Origin of the sequence: Micromonospora okii (assembly GCF_020884795.1) — a bacterium.
Classification (GTDB): Bacteria; Actinomycetota; Actinomycetes; order Mycobacteriales; family Micromonosporaceae; genus Micromonospora; species Micromonospora okii.
On sequence record NZ_BBZF01000013.1, the window covers coordinates 192,485 to 207,855 of the forward strand.

A 15,371-nucleotide genomic window follows, 5' to 3' on the forward strand; every position below is an offset into this window, starting at 1 on the left:
CGCCGCCCACAACGCCATGCTCGCCGAGCTGTACGCGTCGGTCGGCGCGGCGCTGCGCAGCACGATCACGCAGGCGATGGGCGACGCGCTGGCGCCGGAGCGGTACGTCGACCATGCCCGGCTGGTGGCCGCGATCCGCGCCGGCGACCCGGCCCTGGCGGCGCGCGAGGCCGGTGCTTTTCTGGAGCGCCGCCCAGGGGAATAGGTTGCCGGGAACGATGAACCGGACACCACGGGAGTACGGATGCTCAAGGGCTTCAAAGACTTCATCATGCGCGGCAACGTCGTCGACCTCGCGGTCGGCGTCGTCATCGGCGCCGCCTTCACGGGCGTGGTCACCCAGCTCACCAAGTCGTTCCTGGAACCCCTGGTCAGGGTGCTGATCGTGCTGATCACGGGCAACCCGAAGGGGCTCAGCGGCTCGACGCCGAAGTTCCGGGACATCCCGTTCGACTGGGTGGCGTTCGTCAACGCCCTGATCACCTTCCTGCTGACGGCGGCGGCGCTGTACTTCCTGGTCGTCTTCCCGATGAACAAGCTGGCCGAGCGGCGGCACCGGGGCGAGGAGCCGCCGCCGAAGGCGCCGAGCGAGGAGGTCAAGCTGCTCACCGAGATCCGCGACGCCCTGGTGGCCGCCGGCCACACCACCCCCGGCCAGCAGCGGGGCGCCCTGGACGACGTGCTCGGCCGCCGGCCGGAGCCCCCCGCGCACCGCTGACCCGACCCGGCACACCGGCCCCCACGGGATTCCCGTGGGGGCCGACCCACGTCGTACACGTGTTCGATAGGGTCCGGTCATGGAGCAGCGTAAGCACTGGTGGAACGGCAAGTGGGGGCGGCTGGCGCGGCGGGACGTCTTCCTCCGCGCGGACGGCGACCGGTGGCACGTCGAGCAGCGGGCCGGCGGGGCCGAGGGCGTCTCCCGGTTCTACGAGCACCCGAGCGTCGAGGAGGCGGAGGAGACCGTCCGCGCGCTGCTCGCCGGCGCCGACGGCTGGCGGGAGCTGTCGCCCCGCCCACCGGACGCGTGGCACCCGACGCCCGACGCCCGCCCCTGACCGGGGCGGTGTTTAGCCGGCGGGCGGCCCGGGAACCGCGCCAGGATGGAGCAGCAGGGCACCGACCAGCAGGCGACCATCTCCCGCGTCACCACCGGCATGGCCGTGGTGGACGTGACCGGCGCGGAGGTCGGCACCGTCGATCTCGTCCAGCGGGGCGACCCGAACGCGGTGACCGTGCAGGCACCCGCCGCCGACCCGGGCGGCAGCCTGGACGAGTTGATCGAGTCGGCGGCTGTCGAGGAGCCGGACGTGCCGGCCGACCTGGCCGCCCGCCTGCTGCGTACCGGCTACCTGAAGGTCTCCACCGACCTCGCTCCGACCGGCGCCGTCTACGTGCTGGCCGACCAGATCGCCGGCGTCGCCGACGGCCGGGTACGCCTCGACGTCCCCGCCACGAGCCTCCCCCCGGAGGAATAGGCCAGCCCCTACGGTGGACGGGGGTACATCCACCGTCTCTCCGACGTGGAGCCGGCCTACTCGCTCGCTCGGGCAGCCGGGGTCGGTACGGGCGGGGTCGGGGCGTCCGGGATCGGGGGCGCGCCACGCTGGGCCTCGGCGTCCGGGCCCTCGGCGTCCGGGGTCGGGCGGCGGCGGAAGAGGAGCAGCATCAGCCAGCCGGCGAGCAGCCCCCAGAACGCGCCGCCGACGCCGAGCAGGCTCACCCCGGAGGCGGTCACCACGAAGGTCACCACTGCGGCCTCCCGCGCCTGCGGGTCGGCGACCGCCGCCGACACCGCGCCGGCCAGCGCGGCGAGCAGCGCGAGCCCGGCGACCGCCTCGATCAGCACCGGCGGGGAGAGCAGCACCAGGGCGGTGGCGACGCCCGCGCCGAGGCCGAGCAGGGCCAGCCCCAGCCCGGCGGTGACCGAGGCGACCCAGCGGCGCTCCGGGTCCGGGTGGGCGTCCGGGCCGGCGGCCAGCGCGGCGGTGATCGCGGCCAGATTGACCGCGTGCCCGCCGACCGGAGCGCCGAGGGCGCTGGCCAGGCCGGTGACGCGCAGCGCGGCGCCGAGCGGCGGCCGGTAGCCGTAGCCGCGCAGCACCGCGATCCCGGGGACGTTCTGCGCGGCCATGGTGACCAGGAAGAGCGGGAGCGCCAGCCCGACCACCGCCGGAACCGTCCACTCGGGCGCGGTGAGGGTGAACACCGGCTTCAGGCCGGACGCGCCGAGCCCGCCCGGCGTGGTCAGCGCGATGGCGACCCCGGCCGCCACCAGCGCGGCGGGCACCGCCCAGCGGCGGGCGAACCGGTGCAGGACCAGCCAGGTGACGACCACCGGCGCGGCCAGCGCCGGCACCTCGACCAGGGCGCGGACCGGCGCGGTGCACAGCGGCAGGAGCACGCCGGCCAGCATCGCGCCGGCGATCGGGCCGGGGATGGCGGCCACCGCCCGGCCCAGCGCCGGGAAGAGCCCGGCGGCGACGATCAGCAGCCCGCACACGACGAACGCGCCGACCGCCGCCGGCCAGCCGCCGGGGACCGGACCGGTGGCCGCCAGCAGCGCCGCGCCGGGGGTGGACCAGGCGATCGCCATCGGCAGCCGGTGCCGCAGCCCCAGCCACACCGCGCAGACACCGGAGGCGACGCTGACCGCGAGCAGCCCGGAGGCGGCCTGGCTCTCGTCGGCACCGACGGCGCGCAGCCCGGCGAGCACCACGGTGAACGAGCTGGCGAAGCCGACGAGCGCGGTCACCAGCCCGGCGAGCACCGGTTGCAGCAGGCCGGCCACGTCTCCCCTCCACTGTTCCGTGTACGGAACGGAAGCGTGTAGCACCATAGCGGGGTGGAACCACTGACCGCCCGCCGCTCCGGGTCGGGCCCCTGCCCGGGGCCGGGGTCAGGGCTGCCGGACGCGTCATTCTTTTCACCCCACGCAGCAGTGCGTAGAGACGGCGGCCGGTTCTTCTTGGCAAGCTTGTCCCATGACGCTGATCCTCCGCTCGGCCATCCTCAACGACGTCGGCCTCGTCAGGAACAACAACGAGGATTCCGCCCTCGCCGGTGACCGTCTGGTCGCGGTCGCCGACGGGATGGGTGGCCTGCCGGCCGGTGAGGTGGCGAGTGAGATCGTCATCCGCATCCTCGACGAGCTGGACCCGCCGACCACCACCGAGGGCGCCGCCGACGCGCTGCGGGCCGTGGTGAGCACTGCAAACCAGCGCATCCGCGCCGCCATCACCGTCGATCCGGCCCGCGAGGGCATGGGTACGACGCTCACCGCCGGCCTGCTCGCCGGCGACGTCCTGGTCCTCGCCCAGGTCGGGGACTCCCGCTGTTACCTGCTGCGGAACAACGAGCTGGCCCAGCTCACCCGCGACGACACGTTCGTGCAGGCGCTGGTCGACCAAGGCGCGCTCTCCCCCGACCAGGCGCGGCACCACCCGCAGCGGTCGCTGGTGACGCGGGCGGTGCAGGGCGCCGACGCGCCCCCGGCGGTCGGCTCGCTCACCGTCTTCGCCGGTGACCGGCTGCTGCTGTGCAGCGACGGCCTGTCGGACTACGTGGACGATGCCGCGATCGCCGCCGCCCTGGCCACGTACGGCGACCGGCAGCAGTGCGGCGAGCAGTTGGTGAAGCTCGCCCACCAGGCCGGCGCGCCGGACAACGTGACCGTCGTCGTCTCGGACGTCACGGCGGCCTGACCGGCGCGACCGCCGCCTGACCCGCGCGATCGCCGCCGGACCCCTGCGGGCGGGCACCCGCGCCCCGGTAGGTGGTTGTGCAAGCTAGATAGCGCCGCTAGTGTCTCCACCATGGACATCGAGCGTCGGGGCCAGTGGCTGCGCGGCGTGCTCGACCTCTGCGTGCTCGGCCTGCTCCGCGACCGGGAGTCCTACGGCTACCAGCTCGCCCAGGCACTCGACGCGGCCGGGATCGGGCCGATCCAGGGCGGCACGCTCTACCCCGTGCTGCTGCGCCTGCAACGCACCGGGCTGGTCACCGCGCAGTGGCGGGAGGGCGCGGCCGGGCCGGCCCGCAAGTACTACCGGATCACCGAGGACGGGCGGGCGGCGCTGCGCCAGGGCGGGCGGGACTGGGTCACCTTCGTCCGGCCGGTGACCGGGCTCGTCGCGGAAGGGGTCGACGAATGAACGCCGACGATTGGCTGCGCGCGTTCGCGGCCGAGCTGCACCACCGGCGGGTGCGGCCCGACGACGCCCGGCACGTCGTCGCGGAGGCCGCCACCCACCTGCGCGACGGCGGCGGCGACCCGACCGTCGTGTTCGGACCTCCCGGCCGGTACGCCGCCGCCATCGCCGAGAGCGTCGGCGCGGCACCGCCGCCCGCGCCGTCGGCGCCCGGCCCGGTCCGGCTGCACGCGAGGGGCATCACCAAGCGGTACGGCCGACGCACCGTGCTCCGCGACGCCGGGCTGACCGTCCGGGCCGGACAGATCGCGGCGGTCGTCGGCGCGAACGGCTGCGGCAAGAGCACCTTCCTGCGGATCTGCGCCGGCCTGGTCTCCCCCGACGCGGGCGAGGTGACCGTCGGCAGCCGGCTGGGCTACTGCCCGCAGCAGGGCGGCACGGCCGACTTCCTCCTCCCCGACGAGCACTTCGTGCTGGTCGGGGCCGGGCTCGGCCTGGCCCGGGGCCCCGCCCGCCGGGCGGGCCGGGCGGCGGCCCGGCAGCTCGGCTGGGACACCCCCGGCGACGTGCTGACCCGGCATCTCTCCGGCGGCACCCGGCAGAAGCTCAACCTGACCATGTCCACCCTCACCGAGCCGGACGTGCTGCTGCTCGACGAGCCCTACCAGGGCTTCGACCGGGGCACGTACGTCGACTTCTGGGATCAGCTCGGCCGGCTGCGCGACGCCGGCCGGGCCATCGTGGTGGTGACCCACCTGCTCGACCGGCTCGACCGGGTGGACCTCGTCCTCGACCTCACCCCGGCGGGCGGGACGGATCGCAACGGGGACGCCGGGTGGGGAGGACGGGCGTGAACCGACTGCTGACCGTCGCCGAGATGACCCTGCGGGAGCTGCTGCGCCGCCGGGGCGTGCTGGCGCTCATGCTGCTGCTCCCGCTCACCTTCTACCTGATCCGGCGGGACGCCTACGTCGGGCAGTCGGTGCGCTCGCTGATGCTCGGCATCAGTTGGGCGGTGAGCACGGCCGCCCTCTTCGCCACCGGCGCCGCCCGGGAGCTGGAGCCGAGGCTCCGCCTGGCCGGCTACCGCCCGCACCACCTCTACCTCGGCCGGATGCTCGGACTGTGGGCGGCGGGGCTGGCCATCGCCCTCCCGTTCTTCCTGATCGTCGTGTTCGACGCCCCCGGCCTGCGGCACGGCGGGGTGGCCGCCGCGATGCTCTGCTGCGTCGCCATCGCCCCGCCGCTGGGCATCCTGATCGGGGCCCTGCTCCCGCGCGAGCTGGAGGGCACCCTGCTGCTGCTCGTCATCGTGACCGTGCAGATGCTGATCGACCCGGCCGGCACCGGCGCGAAGCTCACCCCGTTCTGGTCGAGCCGGGAGATCGGCACCTGGGCCGTGGACCACACCGACGACGGGTACCTCACCCGGGGCGTGGCGCACGGCCTCGTGGTCACCGTCGGCATGATCATCGCGGTCGCCGCCGTGTCCAGCATCCGGCTGCGCCGCCGCCGGCACCTGCGGCACCTGCCCGTCGGATGATCTTGTTTCGCCGCCGCAGGCCCCGGGTACCGTCCGCCGAATGCCGGAATGGTTGCAGGCGGGAGGCTGGGGGCTGCTGGCCGGGTCGGCCCTGCTGCTCGGGGCGGCGCTGGGCTGGTTCGCGCCGGTCCCCCGCCGCCTCAGCGCGTCGATCATGGCCTTCGGGGCCGGGGTGCTCATCTCCGCCGTCTCCTTCGAGCTGGTCGCCGACGCCCACGAGCGGGGCGGGCTGCTGCCGACCGCGCTCGGGACGGCCGGCGGCGCGCTGGCCTACACCGGGGCGAACGTGCTGCTGGCCCGGCGGGGCGCGCGGCACCGCAAGCGCTCCGGCGACCAGCAGCCCTCGGAGCGGGAGCAGCCGGGCTCGGGCTCGGCGATCGCGGTCGGCGCGCTGCTCGACGGCGTACCCGAGTCGGTGGTGATCGGCGCGAGCCTGCTCACCGGCGGCACGGTCAGCCTGGTCACGGTCGCCGCGGTCTTCCTCAGCAACGTGCCGGAGGGCCTGTCCAGCGCGACCGGGATGCGCCAGGCCGGCCGGTCCCGGGGGTACGTCTTCGCGCTGTGGGCCGGGATCGCACTGGTCAGCGGCCTCGCGGCGCTGGCCGGGTACGCCCTGCTGGGCGACGCGCCGCCGGAGGTGCTCGCCGCGATCACGGCGCTGGCGGCCGGGGCGATCCTCGCCATGATCACCGACACCATGATCCCCGAGGCGTTCGAGGACGCCCACCTCCTCGTCGGCCTGATCACCGTCGCCGGTTTCCTCACCGCCTTCGCCCTCTCGCACGCCTGACGGCCCCCGTCGTCAGTACGGGTTGCCGTGCCCGGCGGGTCGCGCCCTCACCAGGCCACCCGGGCGGCCCGGCAGGCCCGGGGCGGCGGACAACGGCGGGCTGTGCGTGTGGCCGCCGTGGGCCATGCCGGCGAACAGGTCACGCAGGGCGGTCAGCGCGTCCACCCTCGGCCGCCAGCCCAGCTCGGCCTCGGCCCGCTCGCTGGACATCAGCGGGGCGTTCAGGGCCAGCTCCACCCACCCGGCGTCGATCGGTTGCAGCCGGGCCCGCCAGGTCAGCGCCGCCGCGCCGCGCAGCACCGGGGCCGCGACCGGCACCGTCCAGCCGTGGAAGTGCCGGGCCACCAGCTCCGGGGTGAGCACCGGGTCGGCCGCCAGGTTGAACGCGCCCCGCGCATCGCCCAGCACCGCCCGCGCGTACGCGTCGGCCACGTCGTCGGTGTGCACCGCCTGCATCCGCAGCCGACGGTGGGCGGGCACCAGCGGGATGCGGCCGTAGCGGAGCAACCGGACCGGGGCCAGCGGCCCGAGGAAGTAGCGGGTGATCTCGGTGCCGGCGTCCCGCTGGAAGTTCAGGCCGGGCCGCAGCCGCACCACCCGCAGCCCCGGGTGCGCCCGCTCGGCGTCGTCGAGCAGCGCCTCCACGTCCGCCTTGTCCCGGCTGTACGACGAGCCGTGCACCCCGGTCGCCGGCCACCGCTCGCTGACCGGGTGGTCCTTCGGCCCTGGGGCGTAGACGCCGACCGACGAGGCGTACACGAGGGCGGGCACCTTCGCCCGGAGCACCGCGTCGACCACCGCGCGGCTGCCGCCGACGTTGGTGCGGCGCAGCACCCGCTGGTCGTGGCTGGGCTGGATCTGCCAGGCCAGGTGCACCACCGCGTCCGCCCCGGCGAAGATCGTCGCCAGCTTCTCGGCCGCCCCCGGCGCGCCGACGTCGCAGGAGTGCCACCGCACCGCGTCGTACGGCTCGCCCGCGTCCGGGCCGGGCAGCCGCCGGGCCACCCCGACCAGCTCCACGTCCCGCTCCCGGCGCAGCCGGCGCACCAGCGCGGTACCGGCGTTCCCGCTCGCCCCCACCACCACGATCCGCATACCGGGCCGGTACCCGCTGCGGCGTGCCCGAATCCCCGGTCAGGGAGTCGGGCACGAGCCCCGTCCTGCTCTCAGCAGGCGGCGACCAGTCGGATCTCGCAACGAACACCACTCGCCTTGGCGAGCCGACCGTCGCCGGTCACGAGCGGGCAGGCGAGCAGCTCGGCCGCTGCCACGTACGCCGCGTCGTACGCCGAGACGTTGCCCCGCAGTCGCCACATCCGATCGAGCAGCATGGTGGCGTTGAGCTCGTCGATGACCAGCGAGGGCAGCACCTCGATCGCCTCCTGGGCACGAGGCAGGTCGAGCTTCCCCGCGAGCACCTTGCCCCTGATGACGGACATGACCTCGATCAGCAGGTGGCCGGGCGCCGCCCAGTGCGGGTCCCGACTCAGCTCGGCCCGGGCCGCGTCACCCACCGGCCCGTCGTCGACCAGGGCGTCGACCAGGACGGACGCGTCCACGACTATCACGCGGCATCTCCCCAGGGTGCTCGCCGCTCCCGCTGGTCGTTCAGTTCGGACGCGCTCTCTCCGGGAAGCGACCGGGTGCCGTCCGACCTACCCGCGAAACGGTCGAGTAACGCCGTGTTGCGCAGGCGTCGGGCCTGCGTCTCGACCAAGTCGAGCAGGTACGCCTGGAGCGACATCCCGCGCGCCTTGGCCTGGGCCGCGAGGACATCCCGCACATCTTCCGGCACGTCACGGATCTGAAGGGCAACCATGCATTCATTATGCATGCATCGGTTGAGCCGGGAGCCCCGCCAGCGGGGCCGTCAGGGGCGGGGCGAGGTGCGGACCCAGCTCTGCCGCTGCCGGCGGTCCCGGTTGCCCCCGGTTGCGGCCAGGCAGCGCGGGCAGACGTGGCCGACCGCGTCAGCCTCGGTGAGCACGTCGGTCGAGGAGTAGTCGAACCGGACGTGCGGGAAGCGGCGCAGCCGGGCCCGGCTCAGCGGCACCCCGCACAGCGTCTGGTTCTGGCCGGGCAGCCAGGCGTGCACCTCGCCGCCGGGTTGGCGCACCCCGTCGGGGCCGGTCTCCTCGCTCGACGCCGCCACGGCCGGGGCGCTGCTGCTCCTCATGCCGTCATCGGTTCCCCGTCGGGGCCGATCTATCCCCGCCGACAATCTCCGTCACGTCGTAGCAGAAGGGCCACTGCGACCGACGGGTCACGTGCGGGCCGGAGTCGGCGTCTCCGCGCCCGTAGCGGCGATGCCCTCGTTCTCAGTGGCTGGACCCTCCCGGGCATCGGAGGGCCTGGTCGCCGTGATCGCCGTCGCGGAAAGCACGGCGAGGAGAGCGAGTGCCAACCAGGGCAGAGCTGGCAGGTGCCCGCGTTGACCGACATCGGCGAGATAGCCGATGACCGTGTTGCCGCCGGCAGCGACAAGCCCTCCTGCGGAGGCGTAGAGCCCGAGGTACGTGCCGGTCAGGCCCGGACGGGCGAAGTCTGCGGCGCGGTCCAGTGCGAATGGTTGTGCGATGTTCAGGCCGATCGCTAGGAAGCCGGTAGCCAGGGCCACTGGTATCGACGAGGCCAGGACGACCAGGATCGCGGTGTTTCGACCACCATTGGACAGCCAGGTCGCGCTGCACGCCCCGGCGATGAAGGACACGGCGGCGACCAACAAGCCGACGATGATCGCACGGTACGGGGTCATCCGACGTTTCAGCACCTGGGTGACTCGCACCTGGAGCAGCAGCGTCGTCATGGTCGAGATGAGGAAGACGGCACCGGTCGCGCCGGCCCACCCTGTGACCCGCGCCGCCTCCAACGGGAGTAGCAGGTAGAACTGGTTGTAGAGCGTCAACATCCCGGCACAGGCGATCGTGAAGACCATGAAGCGGCGATCGGTGGCCACCTGGCGCCAGCTTGCCCAGACAGGTCCGGCCGGGGCTTTCTGGGGCCGGGACGGGAGCCAGAGCGCTTGCGCGATCGTGAGGAAGGCGAAGATGATCGCCGAGGTGAGGGCCATCGGCCCGAACCCGGCCAGGATGAGCACGCTACCGAGCAACGGGCCGGCCAGCGCGCCCACGGTGTTCGTAAGGCTGTAGAGGGTGAACGCGTCGACGCGCCGGTCGGCGGCCTCAAGGGCCAGGTAGGTACGGACCGCGGGAGAGAACAGCGCGCCGGCCACGCCTGTCAGGATCGCGGCACTCATGAGCCCGAGGGCGCTGCTGGAGAAGGCGAAGATCGCAAAGGCCACGACCCGTAGCGCGCATCCGGCGATGATGACCGGACGGCAGCCGAAGCGGTCCGCTGCGGCACCCCCCACGATGGTCAGACCCTGTTGGGCGAAGGTCCGGATCCCGAGCACGGCACCCACGACCGCCGCAGCCATCTCAAGCTCGTTCGCCAGGTAGGTGGCGAGATAAGGCACCAGTAGGTAGAACCCGAGAGCCATGCCGCACTGATTGACCAGCAGCAGTTGCACCGGGCCTGACATGGACCGGAACAGCCTGATCGTACGCATCGCGCCCTCCCACCCCGCCGTCCCAGCAATCGATTTAACGCCTACAAATCGCAGTTGCCAATACTTGGCATTAGCTGACCGAGGTGGGTCCGGCTCGGCGGCGGTGCACGGGCGGTCGCGTCCGGCACAATCCGTGGAGACGCCGGTCCTCCGTGTGAAGGCGCCCAAGTCCACGGTTCCCACCCGATCCCCCACGGGAGGTCCTTGATGCTCACCTACTCCGCTCGGCGACGACTGGCCTTGCTCGGCGTCGCGGGCGCGCTCCTCGCCGCCTCCGCCACCCCCGCCGCAGCGGCTGGCCCGCTCCGGGTGCTCGCCGCCGACGTGCTGGTCGCCAAGGGCTCCAGCTCGTACCAGGAGGTCGGCGTCGCCCTAGGCGGCGACGAGCCCGAGGACGCGTCGCTCCGCCTCGACTTCGACCTGTCCGAGGTCGACTCGCTGATCACCCTGGAGCCGCCCTCCGACGGGTGGGACTGCGCCCGGACCGGCAAGAAGCTGCGCTGCGAGGCGTGGGAGGACCTGCCGTCCCCGACCTTCCCCTACTGGGTCGCGGTCCGGGCGGAGGCCGCCCCGGGCGACACGGGCGACCTGCCGATCACCGCCACGTACGCCGGCCGGAAGGCCAGCCGGACCATCACGGTCACCGTCGGCGAGGGGGTGGACCTGGAGTCCGAGCCCGAGGAGAGCGCCGAGGCCGAGCCCGGCAGCCGGGTGGGCCTACCCGGCGGCGTCCGCAACCGTGGTCAGAAGACCGTGCACGGCGCGGTGCTGGTGCTGCGGCCCCACCGGTTGAGCCCGTACGTCGGCAACTTCCGCAACTGCGCGTACCGGGACGGGCAGCCCGCCGTCTGCCGGTTCGACACCGAACTGGAGCCCGGCAGGAGCTACCGCCTCTCCGACCCGCTACCCGTCCGCCTCGACGACTCCGCCCGGACCGGTTCCCGGGTCACCAGCCACCTCGACTGGCGGACGAAGGACGACTGGGCGCTGATCGAGAAGAACCCGGACTCGCCGGTGCCCCCGGGGAGGCCGGGGACCGGCGAGGAGCTGCGCCTGGTCGAGGTCGGCGCGCGGCGCGCGGCGGTGCCGCAGACCGACACGACGGCGAACAGCGTCACCGCGTTCCACCTCAAGGTCACCGGCCACAGCACCGCCGACCTGGCCGTGGCGGGCTCGACGGCAACCGGCGGGGTCGGCGACCGGGTCAGGGTGCGGGCCGGCGTGAAGAACCTGGGCCCGGCGTTCGTCGAGGCCGGGCCGGTGACACTGCCGGTCGTACGGATCGAGGTACCGGCCGGAACCACGGCGCTGACCGTGCCGAGAAAGTGCGCCCCGTACTCCGGGGGCGACGTGTGGAACCCGTCGGACTTCTGGGGCGTGCCGGGCGAGAAGCAGTACGGCTGCCTGCTCACAAAGGACCTCGCCAAGGGCGACGCGTCCGAGTACGAGTTCACGCTCCGCATCGACAGGCTCGCCACCGAGACCTCGGGAGTCGTGCGGGCGCGCCTCGACGGCGACCCGAACCCGGGCAACGACAAGGCGGCGATCACCGTCCGGCCCGCGCCGACGGACGGGGGCGGCCAGGGCGGTGACGGCGGCACCCTGCCGATCACCGGCACCTCCACCGGCCTGATCGCGGGTGTCGGCGGCCTGCTGCTCGTGGCCGGCGTCGGTGCTCTCCTGGCGGCCCAGCACCGCCGCAACGTGGTCGCCTCACCGCCATCTTCGACCTGATCAAGCGGCAACACGCTGCGTCTCGGTGCCACCCCAACCCGTGATATCGACTACATTGGCCTGGCTGGGCCTTACTTCAGAGAGGCGTGGGACCGTGGCATACCCCGAGGCGCTGACGGCGGCGCTGGGCGGCGTGACGGTTCACCAACTTCGCCGCTGGCGGTCGGGGCCGACACCGTTGCTAGCCCCCGAGACAAGCGCAACCAGGCCAATCCTCTACAGCTTCAGAGACCTCATCGCGATTCGCACCGTCGCCAAGCTCCGCACCGATTTCTCCCTACAGAAGATCCGTAGGGCACTGGCCAACCTGCAAGACCTCACCGATGTCGAACACCTCGCCCACCATCGCCTGATCGGTGACGGACGCGACACCATCGTCTGGGCCACCGAGGGCGAGCAGGTGGACATCCTCCGGCGGCCTGGGCAGAGGCTGCTGGTGACGATGCAGGACGTACTCGGGGAGTTTGAGGGCTGGACCGGCGCGACCATCGTTCCGCTTCAACGGCCCAAGGCCGGCATCGAGATCGACCCCGACGTGTTGCAGGGCTTCCCGGTCATCGAGCACACCCGCATCCCCTACGACACGGTGTCAGGTCTCGTCGCAGATGGCCTGGGCGTGGCGGACATTCGCTACTTCTATCCATCGGTGAACGAAGCCGGGGTGACCGGCGCGGTGGAGTTCGACCGATACGTCAGGACGTACAACAGACGGGACGCCCACAAGCGGACGGCATGAAGATTGAAGATTCTCCTCGACGAGCAGGTTCCAGAACCTGTGATCGTCCCGCTGGGTCACATGTTTCGGAACCGTCATACCGTGGATCACGTCCAGACGATCAACTGGAAGCGCAAGAAGGACATTCACCTGCTCCCCGACCTGGCCGCCCGGGGATACGAGGTGCTGGTCACCGCCGACCTCAATCAGCTCTACCACGAGGACGAATGCAAGCTGATCCGTAAGCATGGTTTCCATCACGTACGGTTCCAGCAGCTCGGCTCGGGCGTCAACGCGATGGCGAGCGCGATAGCCACCATCGTGGCGGGCCTGCCAGCGGTCATGCCCGAGCTCGAAAACGCCGCCAGCCAACGCCTGGTCCTGCTCAAGCCTGTGCGCAGCGACAAGAAGCAGTTTGAGATAGTCGACCCCCGGCTCAGCCCGCCCCCGTACTGGCCAGGCAGGGGGCGGGCGGGTAAGGGCCTGCCTACGCAGCGGCGAAACGCCCACGCCAGCAAGCTGCGCAAACCTTGATCCTTCCGGAGGAGCACACCGCGTTCCCTGGGCCGATCGTTGGTAGAGCCGGGGGCGCGGCCCCTCATCGTGTGCCGCGCTGAGCCCTGGCTGTCAGGGCATCTTGGAATCGCCGGGTGGTGACCAAGGGTCGACGGGCACCTCGTACACGAGCCGGTAACGGTCACCGGGGAAGACGATGTCGGCGGTTTCCACTGCGGTCTGCCCGGCATAGTAGGTGCGCTCCACCGCGATCACCCACCTGCCGCCGCGCCGGTCGAGTTCGAGGGCGTCAGCCTCTTCGGGCATCGCGGGCCGCGTGGTGACCTCTTCCACGAACCGGTCGATGGCCACGCCGATGGAGTCCATGCGGGCGATGACGCCGATGATCGGTCCTTGCTCCGGGTACTCGACCGGCGTGCCGCCGGTGAGGGCCAAAGGCTCGTACGAGTAGGCGAGTTGGATGGGGAACCCGTCGGCCAGGTAGCGGTACTTGGTGAACATGACCAGGTCGTCGGGCTGGATGCCGAGCCTTTCGGCGGTGTGAGGTGTTGCAGGGATCTTCTCGCTGTGGGATTCCCAGCTCGGCTGCCTACCTGCGGCTTCGCTGTCCCGAGCGAACGGTGACGTGCTGCCGATGCGCTTGCGCATGTCTCGGGAGTGAGCGCGACGCACGAGCTTCGTACGGTTGCGGACGTAGTTGCCGGAGCCGCGTCGACCCTCAATGAGCCCTTCGCTTCGAAGCAGCGTGAGGGCGTGCTTGATGATCGTGGTGGAGAAGCCCCAGCACTGCTGGAGTTCCTTCTCGGTGGGCAGTTTGTCGCCGGGAGCCAGTTCGCCAGAGAGGATCCGCCGACGCAGGTCGTCAACGACGCGCTGGTAGTTGGGCGGTTCCTTGCCGGTCACGGATGGCCCTCCGGGTTGACGCACCTGCTTCCGACAAGACCGTTGGGGTAGATCAGTTACGCGCGGATTCCGTCGACTTGGAGGCTGGCGGTGAAGGTCGCCCACGCGGCCGGGTCGAAGCTCAGCATCCCGGCGGCCAGGGCCTTGGAGTCGCGCACGTCGACCTGGGCGCCCCGGTCCCGCACCTCGACGCACTGGCCGTTGCTGCCGGACCGGCTCGACTTCCGCCAGACGTTACGCTCCATGTCTGCTCAGCTCCTTGATGAACTTGACGGACTCGGCTGGCGAACGTGCCAACGTCTTCAGATTGTCGTACGCGTCGTTCAGCCGCACCAGGTCACGAGCGGATTCGAGGAACAGCTCGCCGGCCAGAGTCTCGACGTAACCCAGCGGCGGATCGTCCTGCTCGAAGGCGAGCAGGACGAAGCCACTGCTGTCAGCCAAGTGAGCGCCGGCCTCGAAGCGCAGCACCTGGATGGTGACGTTGGGCAGCCGGCTCATCGTGACCAGGTGGTCGAGCTGCTCGCGCAGGACGTCCGGGCCGCCGACCTCCGTCCGCACAGCAGCCTCGGACAGGATGGCGTGCAGCCGCAGCGGCGCAGGCTCGCGGCGCAGCACCTCCTGCCGGGTCATCCGGGCGGCAACCCGCTGGTTGATGGTTTCCTTGTCGGACTCCCGGCCAATCATGTTGACCTCGCGGGCGTACTGCTCCGTCTGCAACAGCCCTGGCACCAGCATCGGCTCGAAGTTCTTCATCTCGGCGGCCTCTTCCTCGTAGGCGATGTAGGTGGCGTACCGGCCGCCGAGGCGCTGCCACCACCCTTCCTCGCGCAGGTCGCGCGCCTGTTCGAGCAACGACGTGGCGGGCTCTTCGTCGATCCTCATGCCGTACGCGACCAGCAGTTCCATGACGTCGCCCGCGCGGGGCTTGATCTCGCCGGACTCGATCCGGCTGATCCGTGACGACGAGCAGCGGACGAGCTTCGCCGCGTCCTCGCCGGTCAGGCCCTTGGCATCGCGGAGCTTGCGCAGCTCCCGGCCGAGCCGACGGGAGCGCGGTGTCGCTGGCGTGAATCGAGGCATGTCGCGATTCTGCCCCACACCCGCTCGCGCGTCTGCCCCGAATCGTGTGCGCCGCTAATGTTGATCTAACACAACTACTTGTGTCGCATCACTTGATGCGCAACTCTAGGAGCGCTGAGCGCATGGGTGACTGCGCAGCGTGTGGAGCTGCGAAGCCACCTCAACTGCACGGCCGGGCTCGGGGCGCGGCAACGCCCCGTTCTCCGGCCCCGCCAGAAGGTGAGGCTGCTCGTGCTTGTCGAGATCGTGCCGATCGTGTTCGGGGGCTTGGTCCCGGGGTTTCTGCTCGGGCTGCTCGCGTTCCGGGTCAAGTCGCGGTGGTGTCCGCGCTGCGGGGAGTCCACGTTGGCCATGCCGCCGACGGAGCG

Annotated in this window: 21 protein-coding genes; 12 read left to right on the forward strand and 9 right to left on the reverse strand. The window is 72.0% G+C overall.

The window, feature by feature from the left end; all coding sequences use genetic code 11:
* The 4 genes from LPU43_RS03895 to LPU43_RS03910 all read left to right on the forward strand — a co-directional run.
* Nucleotides 1–205, forward strand: a 205-nt coding sequence (locus LPU43_RS03895; protein ID WP_229398822.1) for an FCD domain-containing protein, incomplete at its 5' end; no start/stop codon positions are given.
* A 39-nt stretch (nt 206–244) separates the two neighbouring features.
* Entirely contained in the window at nt 245–718 is a 474-nt protein-coding gene (gene mscL, locus LPU43_RS03900; RefSeq protein WP_229398823.1) for a large conductance mechanosensitive channel protein MscL, read from the forward strand.
* A gap of 79 nt (nt 719–797) precedes the next feature.
* Nucleotides 798–1,058: a hypothetical protein gene (locus LPU43_RS03905; protein ID WP_229398824.1), complete on the forward strand. Its 261-nt coding sequence runs from the start codon at nt 798–800 to the stop codon at nt 1,056–1,058.
* A gap of 45 nt (nt 1,059–1,103) precedes the next feature.
* The gene (locus tag LPU43_RS03910; RefSeq protein ID WP_229398825.1) at nt 1,104–1,478 is read left to right on the forward strand and encodes a hypothetical protein; all 375 of its coding nucleotides are present in this window, start codon (nt 1,104–1,106) and stop codon (nt 1,476–1,478) included.
* A 56-nt stretch (nt 1,479–1,534) separates the two neighbouring features.
* Here the strand turns inward: LPU43_RS03910 and LPU43_RS03915 are convergent, their stop codons facing one another.
* Nucleotides 1,535–2,791 carry a benzoate/H(+) symporter BenE family transporter gene (locus LPU43_RS03915; RefSeq protein WP_229398826.1) on the reverse strand — a complete coding sequence of 419 codons (1,257 nt, stop codon included), beginning with the start codon at nt 2,789–2,791 and terminating at the stop codon, nt 1,535–1,537.
* Between the two features lie 193 nt (nt 2,792–2,984).
* Here LPU43_RS03915 and LPU43_RS03920 point away from each other — a divergent pair, with 193 nt between their 5' ends.
* The 5 genes from LPU43_RS03920 (at nt 2,985) to LPU43_RS03940 (ending at nt 6,484) form a co-directional block, all read left to right on the forward strand.
* The gene (locus LPU43_RS03920; RefSeq protein ID WP_229398827.1) at nt 2,985–3,704 is read left to right on the forward strand and encodes a PP2C family protein-serine/threonine phosphatase; all 720 of its coding nucleotides are present in this window, start codon (nt 2,985–2,987) and stop codon (nt 3,702–3,704) included.
* 111 nt (nt 3,705–3,815) lie between these two features.
* Complete coding sequence (locus tag LPU43_RS03925) at nt 3,816–4,154, forward strand: PadR family transcriptional regulator (protein WP_229398828.1); 339 nt, start codon at nt 3,816–3,818, stop codon at nt 4,152–4,154.
* Nucleotides 4,151–5,005, forward strand: a complete 855-nt coding sequence (locus LPU43_RS03930; protein WP_229398829.1) for an ATP-binding cassette domain-containing protein — start codon at nt 4,151–4,153, stop codon at nt 5,003–5,005. The genes LPU43_RS03925 and LPU43_RS03930 overlap by 4 nt, the downstream gene beginning before the upstream one ends.
* Nucleotides 5,002–5,694, forward strand: coding sequence for an ABC transporter permease (locus LPU43_RS03935; RefSeq protein WP_229398830.1), 693 nt, complete (start codon nt 5,002–5,004; stop codon nt 5,692–5,694). Before LPU43_RS03930 ends, LPU43_RS03935 begins: the two co-directional genes overlap by 4 nt.
* A gap of 40 nt (nt 5,695–5,734) precedes the next feature.
* Nucleotides 5,735–6,484: a ZIP family metal transporter gene (locus tag LPU43_RS03940; protein WP_229398831.1), complete on the forward strand. Its 750-nt coding sequence runs from the start codon at nt 5,735–5,737 to the stop codon at nt 6,482–6,484.
* A gap of 12 nt (nt 6,485–6,496) precedes the next feature.
* Here LPU43_RS03940 and LPU43_RS03945 read toward each other — a convergent pair whose 3' ends face one another.
* From LPU43_RS03945 to LPU43_RS03965, 5 genes are all read right to left on the reverse strand, one after another.
* Nucleotides 6,497–7,579, reverse strand: coding sequence for an NAD-dependent epimerase/dehydratase family protein (locus LPU43_RS03945; protein ID WP_229398832.1), 1,083 nt, complete (start codon nt 7,577–7,579; stop codon nt 6,497–6,499).
* A 71-nt stretch (nt 7,580–7,650) separates the two neighbouring features.
* Nucleotides 7,651–8,067, reverse strand: a complete 417-nt coding sequence (locus tag LPU43_RS03950) for a type II toxin-antitoxin system VapC family toxin (RefSeq protein WP_306416113.1) — start codon at nt 8,065–8,067, stop codon at nt 7,651–7,653.
* Nucleotides 8,049–8,303, reverse strand: a complete 255-nt coding sequence (locus LPU43_RS03955; protein ID WP_229398834.1) for a FitA-like ribbon-helix-helix domain-containing protein — start codon at nt 8,301–8,303, stop codon at nt 8,049–8,051. The genes LPU43_RS03950 and LPU43_RS03955 overlap by 19 nt, the downstream gene beginning before the upstream one ends.
* A gap of 51 nt (nt 8,304–8,354) precedes the next feature.
* Entirely contained in the window at nt 8,355–8,660 is a 306-nt protein-coding gene (locus LPU43_RS03960; RefSeq protein ID WP_229398835.1) for a hypothetical protein, read from the reverse strand.
* 87 nt (nt 8,661–8,747) lie between these two features.
* Nucleotides 8,748–10,052 carry an MFS transporter gene (locus LPU43_RS03965; RefSeq protein ID WP_229398836.1) on the reverse strand — a complete coding sequence of 435 codons (1,305 nt, stop codon included), beginning with the start codon at nt 10,050–10,052 and terminating at the stop codon, nt 8,748–8,750.
* A 207-nt stretch (nt 10,053–10,259) separates the two neighbouring features.
* On the opposite strand from LPU43_RS03965, the gene LPU43_RS03970 reads away from it, so the two are divergent.
* From LPU43_RS03970 to LPU43_RS03980, 3 genes are all read left to right on the forward strand, one after another.
* A complete protein-coding gene (locus LPU43_RS03970; RefSeq protein WP_229398837.1) occupies nt 10,260–11,786 on the forward strand; it encodes a hypothetical protein in 1,527 nt (508 codons plus the stop codon).
* Nucleotides 11,787–11,880: 94 nt separating this feature from the next.
* Nucleotides 11,881–12,522, forward strand: a complete 642-nt coding sequence (locus LPU43_RS03975) for a DUF433 domain-containing protein (protein ID WP_229398838.1) — start codon at nt 11,881–11,883, stop codon at nt 12,520–12,522.
* Nucleotides 12,523–12,525: 3 nt separating this feature from the next.
* A complete protein-coding gene (locus tag LPU43_RS03980) occupies nt 12,526–13,035 on the forward strand; it encodes a PIN-like domain-containing protein (RefSeq protein ID WP_229398839.1) in 510 nt (169 codons plus the stop codon).
* A 93-nt stretch (nt 13,036–13,128) separates the two neighbouring features.
* On the opposite strand, the gene LPU43_RS03985 is transcribed toward LPU43_RS03980, so the two are convergent.
* From LPU43_RS03985 to LPU43_RS03995, 3 genes are read right to left on the reverse strand one after another with little or no spacing between them, the layout of a single operon-like run.
* Nucleotides 13,129–13,920: a GntR family transcriptional regulator gene (locus LPU43_RS03985; RefSeq protein ID WP_229398840.1), complete on the reverse strand. Its 792-nt coding sequence runs from the start codon at nt 13,918–13,920 to the stop codon at nt 13,129–13,131.
* 56 nt (nt 13,921–13,976) lie between these two features.
* Complete coding sequence (locus LPU43_RS03990; RefSeq protein WP_229398841.1) at nt 13,977–14,165, reverse strand: DUF397 domain-containing protein; 189 nt, start codon at nt 14,163–14,165, stop codon at nt 13,977–13,979.
* Nucleotides 14,155–15,003: a DUF5753 domain-containing protein gene (locus LPU43_RS03995; RefSeq protein WP_229398842.1), complete on the reverse strand. Its 849-nt coding sequence runs from the start codon at nt 15,001–15,003 to the stop codon at nt 14,155–14,157. The genes LPU43_RS03990 and LPU43_RS03995 overlap by 11 nt, the downstream gene beginning before the upstream one ends.
* Nucleotides 15,004–15,371 lie beyond the last annotated feature (368 nt).